21 protein-coding genes are annotated in these 19612 nt (G+C 61.0%); 6 read left to right on the forward strand and 15 right to left on the reverse strand.

The genetic code is table 11. The features are described 5' to 3' along the window. Nucleotides 1–14 precede the first annotated feature (14 nt). From trhA to K4O48_RS06735, 7 genes are all read right to left on the reverse strand, one after another. Nucleotides 15–632: a PAQR family membrane homeostasis protein TrhA gene (gene trhA, locus K4O48_RS06705; protein ID WP_222911276.1), complete on the reverse strand. Its 618-nt coding sequence runs from the start codon at nucleotides 630–632 to the stop codon at nucleotides 15–17. Between the two features lie 29 nt (nucleotides 633–661). Then, nucleotides 662–1348, reverse strand: a complete 687-nt coding sequence (locus K4O48_RS06710; RefSeq protein ID WP_222911277.1) for a DUF4197 domain-containing protein — start codon at nucleotides 1346–1348, stop codon at nucleotides 662–664. Nucleotides 1349–1502: 154 nt separating this feature from the next. After that, the gene (locus K4O48_RS06715) at nucleotides 1503–3137 is read right to left on the reverse strand and encodes a choice-of-anchor Q domain-containing protein (RefSeq protein ID WP_222911278.1); all 1635 of its coding nucleotides are present in this window, start codon (nucleotides 3135–3137) and stop codon (nucleotides 1503–1505) included. Between the two features lie 146 nt (nucleotides 3138–3283). Beyond that, nucleotides 3284–5767, reverse strand: a complete 2484-nt coding sequence (gene plsB, locus K4O48_RS06720; protein ID WP_222911279.1) for a glycerol-3-phosphate 1-O-acyltransferase PlsB — start codon at nucleotides 5765–5767, stop codon at nucleotides 3284–3286. A 192-nt stretch (nucleotides 5768–5959) separates the two neighbouring features. After that, nucleotides 5960–6316: a hypothetical protein gene (locus K4O48_RS06725; RefSeq protein WP_222911280.1), complete on the reverse strand. Its 357-nt coding sequence runs from the start codon at nucleotides 6314–6316 to the stop codon at nucleotides 5960–5962. Nucleotides 6317–6326: 10 nt separating this feature from the next. After that, nucleotides 6327–7022, reverse strand: coding sequence for a class I SAM-dependent methyltransferase (locus K4O48_RS06730; RefSeq protein WP_222911281.1), 696 nt, complete (start codon nucleotides 7020–7022; stop codon nucleotides 6327–6329). A gap of 171 nt (nucleotides 7023–7193) precedes the next feature. Beyond that, complete coding sequence (locus tag K4O48_RS06735; RefSeq protein ID WP_222911282.1) at nucleotides 7194–7769, reverse strand: cysteine hydrolase family protein; 576 nt, start codon at nucleotides 7767–7769, stop codon at nucleotides 7194–7196. A 297-nt stretch (nucleotides 7770–8066) separates the two neighbouring features. Here K4O48_RS06735 and K4O48_RS06740 point away from each other — a divergent pair, with 297 nt between their 5' ends. The 4 genes from K4O48_RS06740 to K4O48_RS06755 all read left to right on the forward strand — a co-directional run bounded on the left by K4O48_RS06740 (nucleotide 8067) and on the right by K4O48_RS06755 (nucleotide 12012). Continuing rightward, nucleotides 8067–8990, forward strand: a complete 924-nt coding sequence (locus K4O48_RS06740) for an ABC transporter ATP-binding protein (RefSeq protein WP_222911283.1) — start codon at nucleotides 8067–8069, stop codon at nucleotides 8988–8990. Beyond that, nucleotides 8987–9718: an ABC transporter permease subunit gene (locus tag K4O48_RS06745; protein WP_222911284.1), complete on the forward strand. Its 732-nt coding sequence runs from the start codon at nucleotides 8987–8989 to the stop codon at nucleotides 9716–9718. The genes K4O48_RS06740 and K4O48_RS06745 overlap by 4 nt, the downstream gene beginning before the upstream one ends. A 10-nt stretch (nucleotides 9719–9728) precedes the next feature. Further along, nucleotides 9729–11564, forward strand: coding sequence for a GldG family protein (locus K4O48_RS06750; RefSeq protein WP_222911285.1), 1836 nt, complete (start codon nucleotides 9729–9731; stop codon nucleotides 11562–11564). A 238-nt stretch (nucleotides 11565–11802) separates the two neighbouring features. Next, nucleotides 11803–12012 carry a cold-shock protein gene (locus K4O48_RS06755; protein ID WP_014852307.1) on the forward strand — a complete coding sequence of 70 codons (210 nt, stop codon included), beginning with the start codon at nucleotides 11803–11805 and terminating at the stop codon, nucleotides 12010–12012. An 87-nt stretch (nucleotides 12013–12099) separates the two neighbouring features. On the opposite strand, the gene K4O48_RS06760 is transcribed toward K4O48_RS06755, so the two are convergent. From K4O48_RS06760 to dapE, 3 genes are all read right to left on the reverse strand, one after another. Beyond that, nucleotides 12100–12471, reverse strand: coding sequence for a hypothetical protein (locus K4O48_RS06760; RefSeq protein ID WP_222911286.1), 372 nt, complete (start codon nucleotides 12469–12471; stop codon nucleotides 12100–12102). 132 nt (nucleotides 12472–12603) lie between these two features. Further along, nucleotides 12604–13410, reverse strand: coding sequence for a putative RNA methyltransferase (locus K4O48_RS06765; protein ID WP_222911287.1), 807 nt, complete (start codon nucleotides 13408–13410; stop codon nucleotides 12604–12606). Next, a complete protein-coding gene (gene dapE, locus K4O48_RS06770) occupies nucleotides 13404–14552 on the reverse strand; it encodes a succinyl-diaminopimelate desuccinylase (protein WP_222911288.1) in 1149 nt (382 codons plus the stop codon). Before dapE ends, K4O48_RS06765 begins: the two co-directional genes overlap by 7 nt. 214 nt (nucleotides 14553–14766) lie before the next feature. On the opposite strand from dapE, the gene tcdA reads away from it, so the two are divergent. Continuing rightward, nucleotides 14767–15573 (forward strand): tRNA cyclic N6-threonylcarbamoyladenosine(37) synthase TcdA, encoded by an 807-nt coding sequence (tcdA, locus tag K4O48_RS06775; RefSeq protein ID WP_222911289.1) that lies wholly within the window; start codon nucleotides 14767–14769, stop codon nucleotides 15571–15573. Between the two features lie 17 nt (nucleotides 15574–15590). Here tcdA and K4O48_RS06780 read toward each other — a convergent pair whose 3' ends face one another. The 5 genes from K4O48_RS06780 to K4O48_RS06800 all read right to left on the reverse strand — a co-directional run bounded on the left by K4O48_RS06780 (nucleotide 15591) and on the right by K4O48_RS06800 (nucleotide 19217). Next, nucleotides 15591–16025 carry a SufE family protein gene (locus K4O48_RS06780; protein ID WP_222911290.1) on the reverse strand — a complete coding sequence of 145 codons (435 nt, stop codon included), beginning with the start codon at nucleotides 16023–16025 and terminating at the stop codon, nucleotides 15591–15593. Further along, nucleotides 16022–17224: an aminotransferase class V-fold PLP-dependent enzyme gene (locus K4O48_RS06785; RefSeq protein WP_222911291.1), complete on the reverse strand. Its 1203-nt coding sequence runs from the start codon at nucleotides 17222–17224 to the stop codon at nucleotides 16022–16024. The genes K4O48_RS06780 and K4O48_RS06785 overlap by 4 nt, the downstream gene beginning before the upstream one ends. A gap of 78 nt (nucleotides 17225–17302) precedes the next feature. Beyond that, a complete protein-coding gene (gene dapD / locus K4O48_RS06790) occupies nucleotides 17303–18337 on the reverse strand; it encodes a 2,3,4,5-tetrahydropyridine-2,6-dicarboxylate N-succinyltransferase (RefSeq protein WP_222911292.1) in 1035 nt (344 codons plus the stop codon). Nucleotides 18338–18381: 44 nt separating this feature from the next. Further along, the gene (locus K4O48_RS06795; RefSeq protein ID WP_222911293.1) at nucleotides 18382–18753 is read right to left on the reverse strand and encodes an ArsC family reductase; all 372 of its coding nucleotides are present in this window, start codon (nucleotides 18751–18753) and stop codon (nucleotides 18382–18384) included. Between the two features lie 131 nt (nucleotides 18754–18884). After that, nucleotides 18885–19217: a thioredoxin family protein gene (locus K4O48_RS06800; RefSeq protein WP_222911294.1), complete on the reverse strand. Its 333-nt coding sequence runs from the start codon at nucleotides 19215–19217 to the stop codon at nucleotides 18885–18887. Between the two features lie 138 nt (nucleotides 19218–19355). On the opposite strand from K4O48_RS06800, the gene K4O48_RS06805 reads away from it, so the two are divergent. Next, the gene (locus tag K4O48_RS06805) at nucleotides 19356–19601 is read left to right on the forward strand and encodes a hypothetical protein (RefSeq protein WP_222911295.1); all 246 of its coding nucleotides are present in this window, start codon (nucleotides 19356–19358) and stop codon (nucleotides 19599–19601) included. Nucleotides 19602–19612: the final 11 nt, after the last annotated feature.

The raw sequence follows: 19612 nt of genomic DNA on the forward strand, positions 1-19612 counted from the left end.
CTAGCGATTCAGCGTCAGACCACATGCCGCAAGATGGCTACGAAATGCAGCAGGCTCCCCGCCATGACAAACAGGTGCCAGATGCCGTGCCAGTGGCGGAAGCGCGTGTCGTATGCATAAAAGATGATTCCCACCGTATAGAGCACGCCGCCGGCGACCAACCAGCTGAACCCCACAGTGCCGAGCGCAGCCAGCAGCGGCTTGACCGCAACGAGCACGATCCAACCCATCACCGCGTAGATCACGACGGACAGCACCCGAGCTTCCGAGCGCGGCTTGATCTCCTGCAGCATGCCGATGACCGCCAGTGCCCAGACGGTTCCGAACAGCCACCAGCCCCAGGTGCCGCGTAGGGTTACCAGGCAGAACGGCGTATAACTGCCGGCGATCAGCAGGTAGATCGACAGGTGATCGAGCTTCTGCATGATCTCCTTGGCCCGCCCGCGCACGCTGTGGTAAAGCGTGGAGGCGCTGTACAGCAATACCAGGGTGAATCCGTAGATGGCCATACTGACGATCTTCGTCACGTCGCCATCCATTGCAGCCAGGACAAGCAGCCAGACCGTGCCGAGCAAGGCCAACACACCGCCCGCAAGATGCGTCCAAGCGTTGAGCTTCTCTCCGTGATACATCCGTGTTCAGCCTCGACTCATCTCGCCGATCAATTGCCCATCAGTACGCCGAATACCTTCTTCGCCATACTGGTCGCCGCCTGCGCCGGGTTCTGGCGAATGCTGGCTTCCTGCTCGGCGATAACAGTGAACAGACCATCGAGTGCCTGCTCGGCCACGTAGCCTTCGACCGTGCCGTATTTGCCATCGACTGCACCGAGGCCGGAGACCTTGCCCGCCAGCGCGTTGTATTGCTGGGCCACGCCAACCTTGTCGGTCGCCTGCTTGATGATGGGCAGGAACCTGGCGCGGATCTCATCTCGGCTGGTCTTGCTCAGATACTGCGTTGCCGAGTCATTGCCACCGGCTAGGATCGCCTTGGCATCGGCCACGGTCATCTTCTTCACCGCATCCAGGAGCAAGGCCTGCGCCTGCGATACAGCGGCTTCAGCCGCTTTGTTCATGCCGGTCTCGAGTTCTTCCACCTGCGCACCCATGCCCATCATCTTGAGCATGCGCGAAGCCTTGCCGATGTTGCCGGGTAGTTCGATGCGAACATCGGGATCATTGCTGAAGCCGCCCGGTTTACCGAGCTGCTGCACCGCAACCTTGGCACCCTGACTGAGTGCGTCCTTCAGGCCCGCGCTGGCGTCGCCCTGGCTGAGATCGGATAGCGACAGGGCGTAGGCGCCCGCAGAAAGCAGAAGACCGGCAATGAATGTGGTGGTGCGCAGCATGGGGAATCCTCTGAGTGATGCAGCAGGGCAGGCGACGAGCTTAAAACGCCAGGCGCAGCGTGCCAAACGATCGCAGCTTGTCTCGGCTGCTGCGTTGATGCAAGCGCGCCCGTTCGCCCGCCGAAGCAACCAAACTCAGCGGGCCGGTTTTGGCTCAAAACTCGTAGGCGCCTGGGTCGCAGTTCGAATCATCGCGAGGCATACCCCGTTGATCGGTGTCTGGGCAGAGCACTCCGCCCATGTCGATGGGATCGAAGTAGGGGCTGTCTTCGAACGGTTCACGCAGTGCGATAGTGTGGGTTGGGCCGCCGTTATCACGCAGCGCGCCAAGGCTGAGGCGTATCTCGATCTCGTCGGCGGTGGAGGGTACGAAACCGCAGCCTCTGAAGAAATCGGCCAGATCGCTGGGGCCACCGATTGCATTGAAGCTGCCACTGGTCAAACGACCGCTGCAGAAGGGCGTGCTGTTGAACCTGCGTATTTCGACGAGGCTGTTGGCGAGCCGAAACTCGCCAGCTCCGGAATGGCTGAATAGCTGCAGCGTATTGCTGAATGTAGAATTGCGCGCCGATATCGTGCCATCCACATTGCCGATATCTGCACCTCTGACGCCACCGGTAGTGCCGATATTGTCGGCAAATGTTGAGTTGAGAATGTCGACAGTGCCTTGGTAGTTCAGCATTCCCCCCCAGAAACGCGCTGTATTGGCGGCGACCAGGCTGTCGCGTACATACAGCTGGGCTGTACGCCCCATATTTGAAATGCCGCCCCCATGGCCGGAAGAGTCGCTCGTCGAGTTCTGTTCGATGGTCGACCGTGCTACCAAAGCCTGGCCCTCATTGAATAATCCCGCGCCCCGGTTGCACACGCGCCGGCTCGGAGAGTTCGCACAAGTGGAGTGGAATTCATGATCAATGCGGTTGCCGCGTAGCAGCATCCGGTCCATACGCAGGTTGCCGCGGTTCCAGATGGCGCCGCCGCCGCTATTCATCGACCGACCATTTTCCAAACGCAGATAGCTGAGCGTCACGGCCTGGGGCACGGTCGGATAAATATCGAAAATCCGGTCGATACCGCCCCCGTCGATAATGACCTGAAGATCGGCATTCTTCGCCGCGCGTCCGAGCCCCGTCAGTGTTAGTCCGTCGGTGATATCCAGGTCGCCGATTGCATCGTTTGGTATGTCTACCGCTTCGCTGCCGGTCAATGAAAGCAGGTACGTTCCTGACGGCACCGTGATCTGGTCATGGCCCTGGTGCGCGTTGCTTTCCATTACTGCGGCCCTTAGCGTGCAGCGATTGGATAGTGATCGACATTCGCCATCGCCGGGCTCGATGTCCACCTCGTCGGCCGTGTGGTTCACACTCAGCGTCAGGCCGATAGGTGCCGCGCAATCGTCCGGCACCGGTTCGCCAGTCACTTGCAGAAGGTTGCCTGAGGCCTCGGGAAAACGCTTCTCGTGAACGGTGCTCGAATAGCCGGAACCGAGCCAGTTGCGGCGCTGGTAGCCGACTTCGAAGTGATAGGGAATATTGGTTTCGCAGGTCTCGGCGAAATATCCGACTGCATAGCGGTCGCTCGGCAGCAACATCATCGACCACGGCGTACCGTGGATTACTGCATTGACATGGGCGATACGATTGCCCCGCCTATCGACTTGCGCCCGTAGCGGGTACAGCGGCACCGGCGAGCGCGCAACCGAGGTGGCTGTGAGATTGGTCAGGCTGGGGGTTGCGCAGCCACTGAGACCGACAAAGAGCGACAAGGTGATGACATTGACGCGGTTCATACAGGCTCCTTTAGGCGACAGCCGAAGGATTTATTGTGGAGTGCCTGATAAGTATGGGAGCCGCGTCTAATTGCGATTGACCGATTCGGCATTACGCCGGATCGGCCTTAGCGTGGTTTAGCACGCGCCTTTTCGTCTCGCCAACGCTAAGTTGCGGGCGCTTCATCCTCGTGCCGCTCCAACGCCACCTGGTGGATCGACAGGCGAATCTCGGCGGGGAGCACGCGCTTGGCGACGCCTTCGGCGAGCCCGCCGAGCTTGTCGTGATAACCGAGCTTGCCGGCGTCGTCCTGCCGTAACACATCTTGATCCTGCAAGCTCTTGATGAAGTGCCTGAACAAGCTCTTGTCGAAAAACTCCGGCGCGTTAAGGCCATGCAGGATCGATAGACGCTGAGCCATCACCGTACAAAGATTCTCCAGCTCTTCGGCATCGAGGGTGTGTTGGCCGCTGTTGAGTAGCAGCGAAATCGCCATATAGAAGCGTTGCAGCGTCTGCACGATGACGCGTGCTAACAAGGTCAGCAGTACGAACTGCCGCGAGCTAGGTGCGGGCCGCACATAGGTTTCGCCATCAACCTTGAGCAGACCGTGTTCGACAAATGCGGCCAGCCATTGATCGATCACTGCTTCGAGCTCTTCCGGTTCCCAACGCATGAACAGCTCGGCACGCAGATAGGGATACAGCGCTTCGGTGAAACGCAGGATCTGTTCGCGACTGATCCGGGAACTGCTCTGGAAGAAGCTCGCCAGCAGCGCCGGCAGGGCGAAGATGTGCATCACGTTGTTGCGGTAGTAGGTCATCAGAACGGCGTTCTGCTCGTCCAGATAGAGAATGTTGCCCAGTGCATCCTTCTGCTCGGCCAGTAGTCCGAGATCCTTGACGTAGTCGATCAAGGCTTCGCCATCGCCTTCCGGCAGTGTCGTGTGGGGCGAGTAGGGGACCTTGCGCAACAGCTTCTGGTAAAGATCAAGGACACGCGCCAGCGAACGTCGGTCCAGTGCCTGCCGACTGGTGGACAGCATGGCCAAGGCCACCAGGTTCACGGGGTTGACCGCCGCGGCCTCATTGAGCCGTTGGGCGATGCGTTCGGAGAGCTTGTTGGTGGTTTCGCTGAGCCATTCCGGACGGAAGTCCGGCGCCAGGTTCTGCTGCCGCCAGCCGGGCTGCTGTTGCTCGAGAAAATCGTTGAGCTTCAGCGGCTCGCCAAAATTGACCCAGACCTGGCCGAAGCGCTGCTTGAGGGCCCCGATGACCTTGAAGACATCGAAGATCGACTCCTTCTTCTTGGCCGCGCCGCGCAGTTCGCCCAGGTAGGTGCGGCCTTCCAGCACCCGTTCATAGCCGATGTACACCGGCACAAAGAGAATCGGCAGGCGAGAGGAGCGCAGGTAGCTGCGCAAGGTGATCGCCAACATGCCGGTTTTGGGTTGCAACATCCGACCCGTGCGTGAGCGACCGCCTTCGACGAAATACTCCACCGGGAATCCACGGCTGAAGAGTGTGTGCAGGTATTCGTTGAACACGGCGGTGTAGAGCGGGTTGCCCTTGAACGATCGGCGCATGAAAAAGGCGCCTCCGCGACGCAGCAGGCTACCGATCACGGGCATGTTGAGGTTGATGCCGGCGGCGATATGCGGCGGGGTCAGGCCGTTGCGAAACAGCAGGTAGGAAAGCAGCAGGTAGTCGATATGGCTGCGGTGGCAGGGCACGTAGATGACTTCGTGTCCCTGTACCGCGTCCTGCAGCGGCACCAGATGATTGACGCGGATACCGTCGTAGATCTTGTTCCAGAACCAGGACAGCACCACTTCAAGGAAACGCACTGCGGTATACGCGTAGTCCGAGGCGATTTCATTGCCGTAGCGCAGTGCGCGGGCCTCGGCTTTTTCCAGTGGAATGCTTTCGCGCTCGGCTTCGTCCTTGATCGCCTGACGCACCTGCGGCGTATGGACCAGCCCCTTGACCAGGTTGCGGCGGTGGGACAGGTCGGGGCCGATGACAGCGGTTTTCTGATTACGGAAATGCACCCGCAGCATGCGGTGCGCCATGCGCAGGGTACGTTCGTGGCCCTTGTTCTGCGCGACCAGCTCACTGAGCTGGATGGGCGCCGAGAACTGCACACGAGTCTTGCGGCCGAGCATGATCATGCTCATCAATTTGCGTAGCCGCCCGGTTACCGCCCAGCTGTCGGCAAACAGCAGCTTCCAGGGACTGGTTTCGCGAGCCGGGTTTTGCCCCCAGAATACGGTGACGGGAATGATCTGGGCGTTATCGACGGCGTTTCTTTCCAGCGCACCCACCAGCCGTACCAGCGGTGCGGGCGGCTCGACGCGTGTGCGTCGGCCGAACCAGCTAGCAGCGGGGCTGAGAAAGAGGAAGGCCGCCGGCTCGATATGATCGCCCACCGCCACCTCAGCCACCGGGCGAGGCAGGCCCGCCTTGCTGCATTCGTGATCCAGCACAGCCAGGTCGCTCAGAGAAGCCTTTTGCAGCACATAGAAGACTGGTTTGCTGCGGTCCAACTTGAGCGTGAAGGCGGATTGGTTAATGGTTTCCGAGCGAACCCAGAAATACAGCATGCGGCGGGCGATGGAGAAAAGCAGACGGCGGATCGGTGAGCGGGTCATACGACAGGTTTGGCCAAAGAAAGGGGGCAGAGCCACGAAGGTGGCAAGTGTGCCGTAAGCGGGGTTAGCCGGCAAAACGTCTAAACGTCGATTGTGGGATATGGCGCGTCCACGTTCGAAATCAAGGTGGGCACCTCGGCGCGACCGTAGCGAAACCACCCTCTGCACCGAGCTTGGGTCGTTGCGACGTGATCATTCATCCGTAGCGGAGCGGCGGCGATTGCGAATACGAGCAGCCAAGTAGGTGCCGCCCAGAAACAGCAGCGACCACAACAACAGAAATATCAGGCCCACGGCCAGCAGTGGGCCTGACGGCAGAAACAACCACAGGTACAAGAACTGCCCAAAAACGCTGCCTGCATAAAGCGCCCAGAGGGGCGCCGGCACTATGAGGCCTGTTACCAAGCCGGCCGCGATCAACGCTGCGCTGTAATAGACGCCGTTCGCATCCCACGGCTCGGTGTGGCCGGTCAGCCAGGGTGACAACGCCCAGACGAAGGCGCCGGTGAGAGCAGCGAGCGGAAAGGCCACGACCGGCGAGCGGTTCATGGCGTCTCGTCTATTCACGATTCGCAAACCACGCGTGGATCAGGCCCGCCTGGTAGACAGGGACCGGTTCGTCAAAGCCAGCCGACTGGATGATCGACGCGACCTGGACTGGCGGCAGAATCGCAACGTCCTTGGCGTAGGCAGCTCGCATTTGGTCGACGTCGGCCGCTGAAATGCCCGCAGTCGCCATCATCGTCAACCAAGGCTTGAGAAGGGCATCGTACTGGGCGGAACCCACATCCGCCGCTAGATCGGAACTTGCCAAAATCGCCCCGGAACGGAGCCTGGCGGCTATTGTGCGGAAGAAGTCGGCACGGGTGGCCTGGTCAAGAATGAACTGCGACACGAGGAAGCACGTCGCCCCATCGAAGTCGCGTTGGTCGGGCAGGGACTCCAGATACCCTTCATGAAAATGGCAGCGCGAGGCAAAGCCTCCCTTTGCTGCCTTGTCGCGACACACGTCAAGCATTGCGCCCGACGGCTCAACGGCGGTGAATGACCATCCGGGAAAGCGCTTGGCGAGATAGGCGATTTCTTCGCCGGTACCCGCACCGACGCAGAGAACCCGCGCATCGGTTGGTAACTCGGCGAATACCGCTTCAAGAATGAAGTGCAACGCCTCTCGAATGGGCGCCGTTCTGGCCCAGCGCTCGTCATAACTGGCCGCCTGTTGATCGAAGATGGCCTTGATCTCGTCGCTGTGCATGGCATTTCCAGTTTGGCTGAGGTTGGTTGACTAGATTAGTCCGTCGCAGGCGAGTGAGTGCTGGCCGAGCGGCTGGTGCCCGGGATGAACGTCGAGTGTTCAGCATGGATAAACAGGACGACATGCTGGCAACGGGTCGCTTAAAAAGTTGCTTATTCCTCGGTGCGGGCGCTATGGGTACGGCCGTTTGAGGGCGTCAACACGTAGCGGTAGCAATTCCTCCGAGCCGACTACCTTCGCATATTCACCGTCCAGGTTTGCCAGCGACATGTCATGTACCGCTTCAGCATCGCGCACCTGACCCCGGTAATCTCGCTTGGCAAACGTGAAACAGGCATCCTCGACCACATAAGTTGTGATGCCTCTGCAGCCGGCAGTCCTTGCCGTTGCCTCTACCGAATTGTTTGTTGCGACCCCGGTAATGACGATAGAACCGACACCCAGTTGCGTCAGGATCGCTTCCAGATCGGTTCTGGTGAATGCGCAGGGCGTGGGCTTCTCGATGACTGTTTCATTCTCGCCGGGCTGGAACGCCGGCTTGAACTCGAAACCCTCCTGAAAGGGGCAGAACACCGAGTCCAAATCCGAAGAACGATGTCGGATATGAACCACTGGCCGCCCACGCTCCCGCCAGTGCGCTAGCAGGGCAAGAATCACCGATTCGGCGTGCGGGTTGTTTCGTTGGCCCAGCTTGGGATGATCGATACCTTTTTGTTGATCGATCACCAACAGCGCGGCGTCGTCCATTCGTTGTCGATCTCGCTATGAGCAAAAGCATGGACAGTAACCGATTCATGGACGAAGCGAATCAGCGTGGGGTGGCGTCCACTTCGGCACGCTAAACCAGCAGGCCGACGCTGCCGGCCGTGGTCTTGTCTTCCAGAGAGCGCATAGTGCTGGTACACGGGAGCCACCTGGGCGCGGCGATATCTCGCGCTGCGACGCCCGCTCCGGTTGCAATGCCGGTCGTGCTCTTTTTATAGTCCGGCCCGCATTGGACCCGTCTTGCCGAGTTCGGCCGTGGGTCCGCCATGGGTGAGAACGATGATCGAATTAAAAAATCTGACAAAAAAGTTTGCCCAGCACACCGCAGTGGATGCGCTGTCTTTCACTGTCCAGCCCGGCGAGGTGCTCGGTTTCCTTGGCCCCAACGGGGCCGGCAAGTCCACCACCATGAAGATGCTGACTGGCTTCCTGGCGCCCACTTCCGGCACGGCGAGCATTTTCGGCTGTGACATTCAGACTCAGCGGCTGCAGGCACAACGACAGATTGGCTATCTGCCGGAAGGCGCGCCTTGCTACGGCGATATGACGGTGCGGGGTTTTCTCGACTTTATCGCTGAGGTGCGCGGTTATCGCGGCGCGGACAAGCGTGTGCGAGTCGAAACGGCAGCGGGCCAGGTTGAATTGGATTCGGTACTCGGCCAGAGCATCGAGACCCTGTCCAAGGGGTTCAAGCGCCGTGTCGGGTTGGCGCAGGCGATTCTGCATGACCCTCGGGTACTGATCCTCGACGAGCCTACCGATGGGCTTGATCCGAACCAGAAACATCAGGTGCGCGAGCTGATCCAGGGACTGGCGCACGACAAGATCGTGATCATCTCGACCCATATCCTGGAGGAGGTCACGGCCGTCTGCACCCGTGCGGTGGTAATAGCCAATGGACGGCTGGTGGCTGACGGCACGCCGTTCGAGCTGGAAAGTCGCTCCAGGTATCACCAGGCGGTGACGCTGGTCAGTGATGCCCCGCTGGATGACATCGCGCTGGCAGCCTTGCCGGGTGTAGCAGGGATCGAAACCAATGAGCGCGAACACAGCATCACGGTGCTGGCCAAGCCGGGGCAGGTGATCTTTCCGCAGGTCAACGCGTTGATCACGCAGCGGGGTTGGACAGTGACTGAATTGGATGTCGAGCGTGGGCGGTTAGACGAAGTGTTCCGCACGCTGACTCGCGGGGAGGCGGTATGAGCCAGTTGCCGGTTATCTTCAAACGCGAGCTGGGCAGCTATTTCGCAACGCCGCTCGCCTATGTATTCATCCTCATCTTCCTGGTGTTGTCGGGCGTATTTACCTTCTACCTGGGTGGTTTCTACGAGCGCGGCCAGGCGGATCTCATTCCCTTTTTCAGCTTTCACACCTGGCTCTACCTGTTCCTGATTCCGGCCATCGCAATGCGGCTATGGGCAGAGGAGCGCAAGTCCGGCTCCATCGAGCTGTTGATGACGTTGCCGATTACCCGCTTCGAAGCAGTCACGGGCAAATTCGTTGCGGCCTGGGTGTTCGCCGGGATTGCGCTGTTGCTGACGTTCCCCATGATCATTACCGTCAACTACCTCGGCGAGCCGGACAACGGCGCGATTGCCACTGGTTATTTCGGAAGCTGGTTGCTGGCGGGGGCATTTCTCGCGATCGGCTCATGCATGTCCGCACTGGCGAAGAATCAGGTAATCGCCTTCATTCTGGCCGTCAGCGTGTGCTTTCTTTTCATCGTGAGTGGCCTGCCGATGGTCCTCGACGCGTTCGCTTGGGCGCCGCAGTGGCTGATCGATGCAGTGGCTTCGTTGAGCTTTCTGATCCGCTTCGACTCACTCAGCAAGGGGGTCATTGACCTGCGCGACCTGTTGTATTTCGTCACGCTGATCATCGCCTGGCTGGCGGCCACCGCTGTGGTGGTCGATCTGAAGAAAGCGGCATAAGGAAGCCCACATGAAACGAGTAATGTATTCAGGTGCCGGACTGCTGCTGATCGCGCTGATCTTCCTGGCATTCAACACCTTTTCCAGCCTAATATTTACCGATGCACGGCTGGACCTGACCGAGCAGAAGCTCTACACGATTTCCGAAGGGACCGAGACTATTCTCGACGGGTTGGAGCAACCCATCGAGTTGCACCTCTTTTATTCGGAAGAGGCAACCAAAGGGCTTGTAGCGCTGCGCAACTACGCCCGGCGCGTGGAGGAGCTGTTACGCGCCTACGAGCGTGAGGCAGAGGGCAAGCTCACGCTGCAGGTGATCGATCCTGAGCCGTTTTCCGAAGAGGAAGACCGTGCCGCCGAGCTCGGGCTGCAGGCTGTGCCGCTGAACCAGGGGGGCGACAAGGTCTACTTCGGGCTCGCCGGTACCAACACTGACGGCCAGACGCAAAGCATCCCGTTCTTCCCGCTCGATCAGGAGGAGTTCCTCGAGTACGAGCTTAGCCGGCTGATCCAAAGCCTGGCATCGCCGCAGATGCCCGTCGTTGGTGTGCTCTCCGGATTGCCGATTACGGGCGGCTTCGACATGCGGACCCAGCAAGCGACGGCGCCGTGGATGGTGCTGGAGGAGATTCGCCAGCTGTTTCATATCGAGAGCCTCAAACGCGACGTCGATATGATCCCGTCCAGCGTGTCGGTGCTGATGCTGGTGCATCCCAAGGATCTGCCCGAACAGACGCTCTACGCCGTCGACCAGTTCGTCATGCGTGGCGGCAAGCTGCTGACCTTCTTGGACCCGTACAGCGAAGCTGATCCCGGCATGGGCATCGGGCCAGGTGAGTTCGGCGAGGAAAAAGCATCGGATCTGGAGCCACTGCTCAAGGCTTGGGGCGTGCGCATGGCGTCCGACCAGGTGGTAGCCGATGCGTCCTATGCGATGTCTGTCGGGGTGGGCGCGGAGCGGCGGCCGGTCAGGCATCCTGGCTGGCTGAGCCTGCCGCAGGTCACCATGGATGCCGAAGACGTCGTCACTGCCTCGCTGGAAAGCCTGACCATGGCCACGGCCGGCTTCCTCGAGCCGCTGGAGAATGCCAGTACCCGTTTCACGCCGCTGATCCAGAGTTCCAGCTATGCCATGCCGTTCGAGGCGCAGCGTTTCGCGACCCTGGAAAACCCGGAGGCATTGTTGCGCGAACTGGAGCCTACCGGTGAACGCTATACGCTGGTGGCGCGGATTCAGGGCCCGGCAACGTCAGCGTACCCGGACGGTATAGAAGGTCGCAAAGACGGGCTGAAGGAGAGCGCGAACATCAACGTCATCGCCGTCGCGGACACCGATCTGCTGGCCGATCGCATGTGGGTGCAGGTACAGGACTTCTTTGGGCAGCGCATGCCGCAGCCCTGGGCTGACAATGGCACCTTCGTGATCAACGCGCTGGACAATCTGTCCGGCACCGATGCGTTGATCAGCGTTCGCTCTCGCGGCCGCTTCGCCCGGCCGTTCGTGGTCGTCGAGGAGCTGCAGCGACAGGCTGAAAATCGCTTCCGCGAGAAAGAGGAGGCGCTGCAACAACGCTTGGCCGCCACCGAGGCGCAGCTTGCCGAACTGCAGGGTCCGAACGCAGAGGGAGCAATGGAACTCACCGCCGAACAACAAGCTGCGCTGCAGGGTTACATGCAGGAAAAATTGCGCATTCGCAAAGAGCTACGCGAGGTGCGCTATCAGCTCAATGCGGACATCGAGGCGCTGGGCCGCGTGCTGAAGTTCTTCAATATCGCGCTGGTCCCGCTGGTGCTGACCTTGGGCGTGTTGTTGATATGGCTATGGCGGCGACGCCGGGCAGGTTGATCCGGCGGCCACCTGGAGGTCCGGTCAGTGGTGCGGTGGCTTCAGCTATGCCACCGCTTCCGGGCCCCGGAAAAAACACGAAGACGAGAATATTCGCTGTTCTATACTCGTCCGCGATCAACCTGAAACACGCTTGTCACGCCGGCTTCGCTATAGTGCGAACAGGCGGCCCGCAGCGGCTCAGGCCTGATCGTTCCTCCCCAAGCGGGAATAATAAGAATCGAGTTGGAGAAGTAGGATGGCTGAGCGCGAAACCGGAACCGTCAAGTGGTTCAATGATGCCAAGGGGTATGGATTCATCCAGCGTGGCAGTGGTGCGGATGTATTTGTTCACTACCAGGCCATTCGTGGCGAAGGCCACCGCTCTCTGGCCGAAGGTCAGCAGGTGGAGTTCTCGGTGACACAGGGTCAGAAAGGCCTGCAGGCCGAGGACGTGGCGGGGCTCTGACACCCAGCCGCGGAACAGAAAGCCCGTCGAATGACGGGCTTTTTCATGGGTTGCGCTTGGCAGCGCTGGACGCCGCAGGAACCGGCATCAGTCGGTGCGCCAGATTATTTCAGCCTCGCCACGCTCGCTGACGCTCATCCAGCGATCAGCATCTTCAACCGACTCTTCTTCCTGCCAGCCGCCTGGTGCACAGCGGATTTCCACTCCCAGCGCCGCATAGGCGTCGCGGGCGCAGGCGACATCGTCGTCCCATGGGGTCGCGTCGCTTTCCAGCAGCAGGCTGTGCCATTTGCCAACAGCCTTTGGCAACCACGTCACCGGGATATCACCCGCCTTGCACTTGAACGTCTTGCCCTTGGGTTGCCAAGGGGAACACGGACCTATGGCCTGACTGAGCCATTCGGTAACGGCGTCCTGGCTGGCATCCCTGAGGTAGATTTCGATGTCCGGTTGACGCATGGGCGGTGGCCTTGTCTGGTGAGGGTTACAACAGGGTGGAAAAAAATGAGTGCTGGCTTTCCGAGATTCGTGGACCGCTCGGATCTGTGCTCGTCGAGATTGATCGGATGCAGCGTGGCTTGTCTGGCCGCGTTATCGGTCTCGTTCGATCCAATCGTAGCGTATCGCAACCCGAACCTTGAGTGGCGCGCCGACTACCGCCGCTCGGCGTTCGGCGCTCGCGCGCCACCCGTGCGGCGTCATGGCGAGCAGATCGGCGCGGGCTTCGGCGCTGCCGAGCTCCAATTCATAGTCGAGCGTTTCGCTGTGGGCGAGGTGCATGCCAGCAGGTATCAGTGACAGGTGCTTTTCGTCATCGTAGTCACGTACTTCGTCATACAGCAGGCCGCGCAGTTCCCACAAGTGATCGCGGGTCGGGCCCATACGCAGCAGGCCGCCGCCGGGAGCGAGAATGCGGCGGGCTTCGTTCCAATCCAGCGGGCTGAACACGCTGGCGAGCAGATCGCAGCTGGCATCGGCCAGCGGCACTCGCGCCATGCTTGCCACCAGCCACTTCAGCTGAGGGGCTCGTTTGCACGCGCGCTTGACCGCCTCGCGGGAGATATCCAGCGCATAACCTTCCGCAGCCGGCAGGGCCTCTGCGATTTGGGCGGTGTAATAACCCTCGCCGCAACCGATATCAACCCAGTGCTTCGGCAAGCGCTCAGCCGCCAGCTGCGCCAGCCGCGTGGCTAACGGCGCGTAATGACCACCGTCGAGAAAACGCCGGCGTGCCTCCACCATGGCTTGGTTGTCGCCGGGGTCACGGCTGTTCTTGTGCTGCACCGGGAGCAGGTTCAGATAACCCTGGCGCGCGCGGTCGAAACGGTGGTTGGCCGGGCAGGCCACACCGTTGTCGAGCGTACTCAACGGCGCCTGGCAGATCGGACAGATCAGCATGCGAGCAGGTTGACCAGGGACTGGTAGTAGATCTCGGTCAATAGATCGAGATCGCTCGCAAGAATGTGCTCGTCGACCTGGTGAATCGTGGCATTGACCGGGCCGAGTTCGACCACCTGAGTACCAAGGGTCGCGATGAAGCGACCATCGGAGGTGCCACCGCTGGTGGATGGCGTGGTTTCGCGACCGGTTACGCTGCGGATCGCCCTGGCGACACCGTCGAGCAGGTCGCCCGGTTCGGTGAGAAAGGGCAGGCCCGACAGAGCCCACTCGACGTTCCAGTCCAGACCATGCTTGTCGAGAATCGCCGCGGTGCGCTGCTGCAGCCCCTCAACCGTGGACTCGGTGGAAAAACGGAAGTTGAACACCGCTTCCAGCGTGCCGGGAATGACATTGGTGGCGCCGGTGCCAGCGTTGAGGTTGGAAATCTGGAAACTGGTCGGCGGGAAAAACGCGTTGCCATCGTCCCAATGTTCGGCAGCCATCTCGGCCAGTGCCGGCGCGGCCAGGTGGATCGGGTTCTTCGCCAGATGTGGATAGGCCACGTGGCCTTGTTGGCCACGTACGGTCAGGGTGCCGCCGAGTGAGCCGCGGCGGCCGTTCTTCACCACGTCGCCCACCAGGGTGGTGCTTGAGGGTTCGCCGACGATGCACCAGTCCAGCCGCTGGCCACGCTCACGCAGACGCTCGACCACTGCTTTGGTGCCGTGGTGCGCAGGGCCTTCTTCGTCGCTGGTAATCAAAAAGGCGATCTGTCCCTTGTGATTGGGGTAGTCCGCTGTGAAACGTTCCACGGCGACAATCATCGATGCGAGGCTGCCTTTCATGTCCGCCGCGCCACGGCCATGAAGCATGCCGTGCTCGTCAATGCGCGCCGCAAATGGCGGGTTCTGCCATGCGTGCAATGGACCGGTGGGCACCACATCGGTGTGCCCGGCAAAGCACAGCACCGGGCCTTCGTTGCCGCGAATTGCCCAGAAGTTCTCGACGTCCTCGATGTGCATCGGCTCGATGGCAAAGCCGCAGGCGGCGAGCCGTTCGCTCATCAGTTGCTGGCAGCCCTCGTCCAGTGGCGTCACCGATGGACGATTGATCAGCTCGCAGGCGAGTTCGAGGGTGGGCGAGAGGGCGGCGGCAGTCATCACGGCTCCGAGGCAGGCGAGGAAAGGGGCGCCATATTAAAGCAAAAAGCTGTTGCGACCGGGGTTGGCGATGCCTGACCCATAGGGCGAATGCAGCACGGCCTCGTCGCGGGTGTCGGATTCATCGACAACCTAAGGTACAGACACGCTGGCAAGCCCTGTGTCGGCAAGAACGAAGGTCTTATAATCGAGCGACTTTTACTGGGGTTTCGACATGTCTATCGACGATCAGCGTTTCGGCGGTATTGCGCGCCTGTACGGCACCGCCGGTCTCGAGCGGCTCGCGGCAGCGCATGTGGCGGTCGTAGGAATAGGCGGGGTCGGATCGTGGGCGGCCGAGGCATTAGCGCGAAGCGGGGTCGGCGAGATCAGCCTGTTTGATCTGGATGACGTTTGCATCACCAACACCAATCGGCAGGTCCATGCGCTGGAAGGCGCGGTGGGCAAGCCGAAGGTGGACGAGATGGCGGCGCGGCTCAAGGCGATCAATCCGAACTGTGTGGTGCATGCGATTGCTGACTTCGTCACCCGAGAGACCATGGCGGAGTACATCACCGAACACATGGATTGCGTCATCGACTGCATCGACAGTGTGCCGGCAAAGGCTGCGCTAATCGCCTGGTGCAAGCGGCGCAAGATCCAGATCATCGCCACCGGCGGCGCCGGCGGGCAGGTGGACCCGACGCAGATCCAAGTTGCCGATCTGAACAAGACCTTCAACGATCCGCTGGCGGCGAAGGTGCGCTCATTACTGCGGCGCGAGTACAACTTCTCCCGAACGCCGGGGCGGACCTACAGCGTGCCTTGCGTGTTTTCTACCGAGCAACTGCGATATCCGAAGCCGGACGGCGGTGTCTGTCAGAGCAAAAGCTTTGTTGGCGAAGGTGTGAAGCTCGACTGCGCCGGAGGATTTGGCGCCGCGATGATGGTCACCGGAAGCTTTGGTCTGGTTGCAGCGGCGCGCGCGGTCGACAAGCTGGTCGCCGGGGCTAGACGACCGGCGGAGCGCGCGCGGGGCTGACCGCCTCCGAGCGTCGGCTATTGAACGTTGGCGTTTGATCGGCTGGAGCTTGCCAATGCTCGCATTCGCTGCAGCACGGCGTTCATTCCATTGGCACGGGACGGTGAGAGTTGCCGAGCCAACCCGAGCTGGCCGAACCAGTCCGCGACGTCCAGCCGCTGCAGCTCGTCCGCTCCCAAACCATTGACGCGTACCAGCAAGACTGCGAGCAAACCGCGCAGAAGCCGCGCCTCGCTGGTGCCGTGGAAGTGCCAATGCAGGCCGCGTCGCTCGCCAACCAGCCAGAGCCTGCTGTCGCAACCGGCCACCAGGTTATCGTCAGTGCGCTCTGTGTCGTCGAGCGGCTCGAGACGATCGCCTTGCTGCATCAACAGGCGCGCACGCTGTTCCCATCCCGCCGCCTGCTGGAAGGTTTCCAGTGTTTCGCTCGCCGCAGCGGGGAGTTCGCTCATCGGAGCAATTCCAACGCCTGATCCAGCGCGTTGAAGAACCGCTCCAGATCGGTGCCGTCGTTATACAGCCCAAGGGACACGCGAATGGCGCCCTCGACACCGAGCGCTTTCATCAGGGGTTGCGCGCAGTGTGTTCCGCTGCGTATGGCGATACCTTGCTCAGTGAGCAGGTGTGCCAGGTCCCCATGATGGACACCGTCGATCGTGAAGCTGGCCAGCGCCAGCCGCGGCTCGCCGAGCAGGTGTACACCGTCGCGTTCGCAAAGGCCTGAAAGCAGCTTCACGTGCAGGGCCTGCTCGTGATTGTTCACCGCGGCAGCATCCAGTCGCGACAGATAATCCAGTGTCGCCCCGAGGCCGATGACAGCACCGATGGGCGGCGTGCCGGCTTCGAAACCCAACGGTGCTGCATGAAATTCGGCATGGTGAAAATCAGCGATACGGACCATCTCGCCGCCGAATTGCCAGTGCTTGAGCTTGAGTAAGGATTCGCCCCGGCCATAAAGCGCCCCAACGCCTTCCGGCCCGTAAAGCTTGTGGCTGGACAGCACATAGAAGTCGCAGGCCAGCGCCTGCATGTCGTGCCGTCCATGTACTACGCCTTGAGCCCCGTCGACGACTGTCAGTGCGCCCTGGGCCTTGGCCAGCGGCAGTAACTCTGCCAGCGGCTGCCAGGCACCCAGCACGTTGGAGAGCTGGCTGACCGCCAGCAAACGGGTCCGAGGGCCGATCAGGCTCGCAGCGATCTCTGTGTCGATCATGCCCCGGGCATCCAGCGGTAACACCAGCAGCTTGGCATTGCGCCGCTTCGCGAGTTGCTGCCAAGGCAGGAGATTGGCGTGATGCTCCAGCGCACTGACGACGATCTCGTCATCGGCCTCGATCAGCGGCTCGAGACCATAGGCGAGCAGGTTCAGCGCTTCGGTGGCGCCGCGGGTGAAGACGATTTCGGTCGGGCTGGCCGCGTTGAGCCATCGCGCGACCTTGACCCGGGCATCTTCGAATGCACGGGTCGCGCGTTCAGCGGGCTGATGTTGGGCGCGGTGAACATTGGCGGTGCCGCAGGTGTAATAGCCGGTCAGCGCGTCGATCAACGCCTGAGGCTTCTGAGCGGTGGCGGCACTGTCGAGGTAGGTTTGGCCCTGGGCTTCGAGAATCGCCAGAGCCGGGAAGTCGGAACGCCAAGGAGACAAAAGCATAGCGTTGGGCCTGAAGCTGGAGGCTGGCAGCCGGAGCGCGGCGCTGCTGCTGCCAGCGTCCGGCTGCCAGCCAAGCGGTCAGTTATGCGCGTGCAGCGCTTCGTTCAGCTCGATTGCGGATTTGTGCGTCTTGCATTCCACGGCGCCGTTCTGCGAGTTACGGCGAAACAGGAGGTCCGTCTGGCCGGCGAGATCGCGAGCCTTGACGACTTTAACCAGCGCGCCTTGGTCATCAAGCAGGTTCACTTTGGTTCCGGCGGTGATGTACAGGCCGGCTTCCACGGTGTTGCGATCGCCGAGCGGTATGCCGATACCCGCATTGGCGCCGATCAGGCAGCCCTCGCCAACCGAGATGACGATGTTGCCGCCGCCGGACAGCGTGCCCATGGTCGAGCAGCCGCCGCCCAGATCCGAGCCCTTGCCGACGAACACGCCAGCCGACACACGGCCTTCGATCATGCCCGGGCCTTCGGTGCCCGCGTTGAAGTTGACGAACCCTTCATGCATGACCGTGGTGCCTTCTCCGACGTAAGCGCCGAGACGTATACGGGCGCTGTCAGCGATGCGCACGCCAGCCGGGACGACGTAGTCGGTCATCTTCGGGAACTTGTCGACAGAGAACACTTCCAGCAGATAGCCCTTCAGCCGCGCTTCCAGCTGACGCTCGGCCAGCTCCGCCAGGTCCACTGCGCCCTGATTGGTCCAGGCCACGTTGGGCAACAGCGGGAAGATGCCGGTCAGATTCAGGCCGTGCGGCTTGACCAGACGGTGTGAGAGCAGGTGCAGCTTGAGGTAGGCCTCGGGGGTGGAGGTCAGCGGCGCATCTTCAGCGAGCAATGTGACCACTAAGGGGCGCTGGCTCTCAGCCAGACGGGTCAGCAATGCATGCTGAGCAGTGTCGAGCGGCTTGATAGTGTCGGCCAGTTGGGCCGCCTGGGTAGTGCTGATGGTGATCGCCTGGTTGCCGCCTTCATAGCTGAGCAGCGGCGCAATAGCGGCGACCATCTCGCCCGGCGGATTCAGCAGCGGTTGGGCGTAGAACACTTCAAGCCAATTACCCTGGCGGTTTTGTGTGCCAACGCCGAAGGCCAGGCTGAATAGAGAGTTGCTCATAGGAATTCCTTCTTATCGATCCCGCTCGTCATGGCGAGTGGGTGTCAGTTCTTGGCTGCCAGCTCGGCAGCGTAGATGTCCGGCTTGAAGCCGATCAGCGTCTTATCACCCAAATCCAATACCGGGCGTTTGATCATCGACGGCTGGGCCAACATGAGCTCGATGGCCTTGGCCTGATCGAGATTGGCCTTCTGCGCGTCGTCTAGCTTGCGGAACGTGGTGCCTGCACGGTTGAGCACCATTTGCCAGCCATGTTCGTTGCACCAGGCTTCCAGATGGGCGCGGTCGATCCCGGCGTTCTTATAGTCATGGAAGTCATAGCTTAGCCCTTGTTGGTCGAGCCAAGTCCGGGCCTTTTTCATCGTGTCGCACGCCTTGATGCCGTACAGGCAGCGTCCTTTGCGTTGATCGGACATATCAGCTCCGCTTCTCCGGCCAAACTGGGGCGCGGATTATGCCACGATGTAACGAAGCCTGCCGTCTGGGCGATTTTAGGACAGGTATGTCGCGGTTCGCTTCGTAGTAGTGATGCCACGCCCGGACGACGCTACCCTGAAGCGCTATCGGCGTGGCTCAGCAGTTCTTCGATGGCTTGTGTGCTGGTGGGGCGTACCACTCGACCCAGTTCCTGTCCGTCACGCATCAAAATCAGCGTCGGCCAAAGCTTGACGCGAAAGGAACGCCCAAGAGGCCGCCCGGGGCCGTCCTCGATTTTCAGATGGCGAACGTCGCGATCTGCCATCGTTCTGTGCAGCAGCGGTTGCGCCGAGCGGCAATGGCCGCACCATGCTGTGCCGAATTCCAGAAGGGTATAACCGTCCAGGGCATCCACCTCGTCACGCGAGGGCGCGCTGGTGACGTAGGTTTCGTTCATGGGCATCGCAGGGCTCCCGATTGTCGCTTTAAGGTGTGAGTCACGGCAGGAGCGGTCGGTTCAGCGCACACGAGTCAAAAGCTGCCCGACCTTTTTCGCGCTTCACGTTGTCCATTGATCACAATCGCAATGACGAGGTCAGGTATGGCACGCAAGCATTTCGAACACCATGAAGCCATTTCGTCAGCCGTTCCTACCGATGACGGCTTCGAGGCGGTGATTGCCGTGAAGCGCCGAGGTACGGACGATAACGCCCACGTTTTCAAAGTTGCCAACGGCCGGCATTACGATTTGGCATCCGAGGCCGACGTCGCGGCAGAGGCGGCCTTGACGAAGGTCCGAGAGGTCAGTGACAACGGTGAGCTAATCTGGGAAGAGAACGCAATCTGACGGAGGACGCC

Source organism: Pseudomonas sp. DNDY-54 (assembly GCF_019880365.1).
GTDB lineage: Bacteria > Pseudomonadota > Gammaproteobacteria > Pseudomonadales > Pseudomonadaceae > Stutzerimonas > Stutzerimonas stutzeri_P.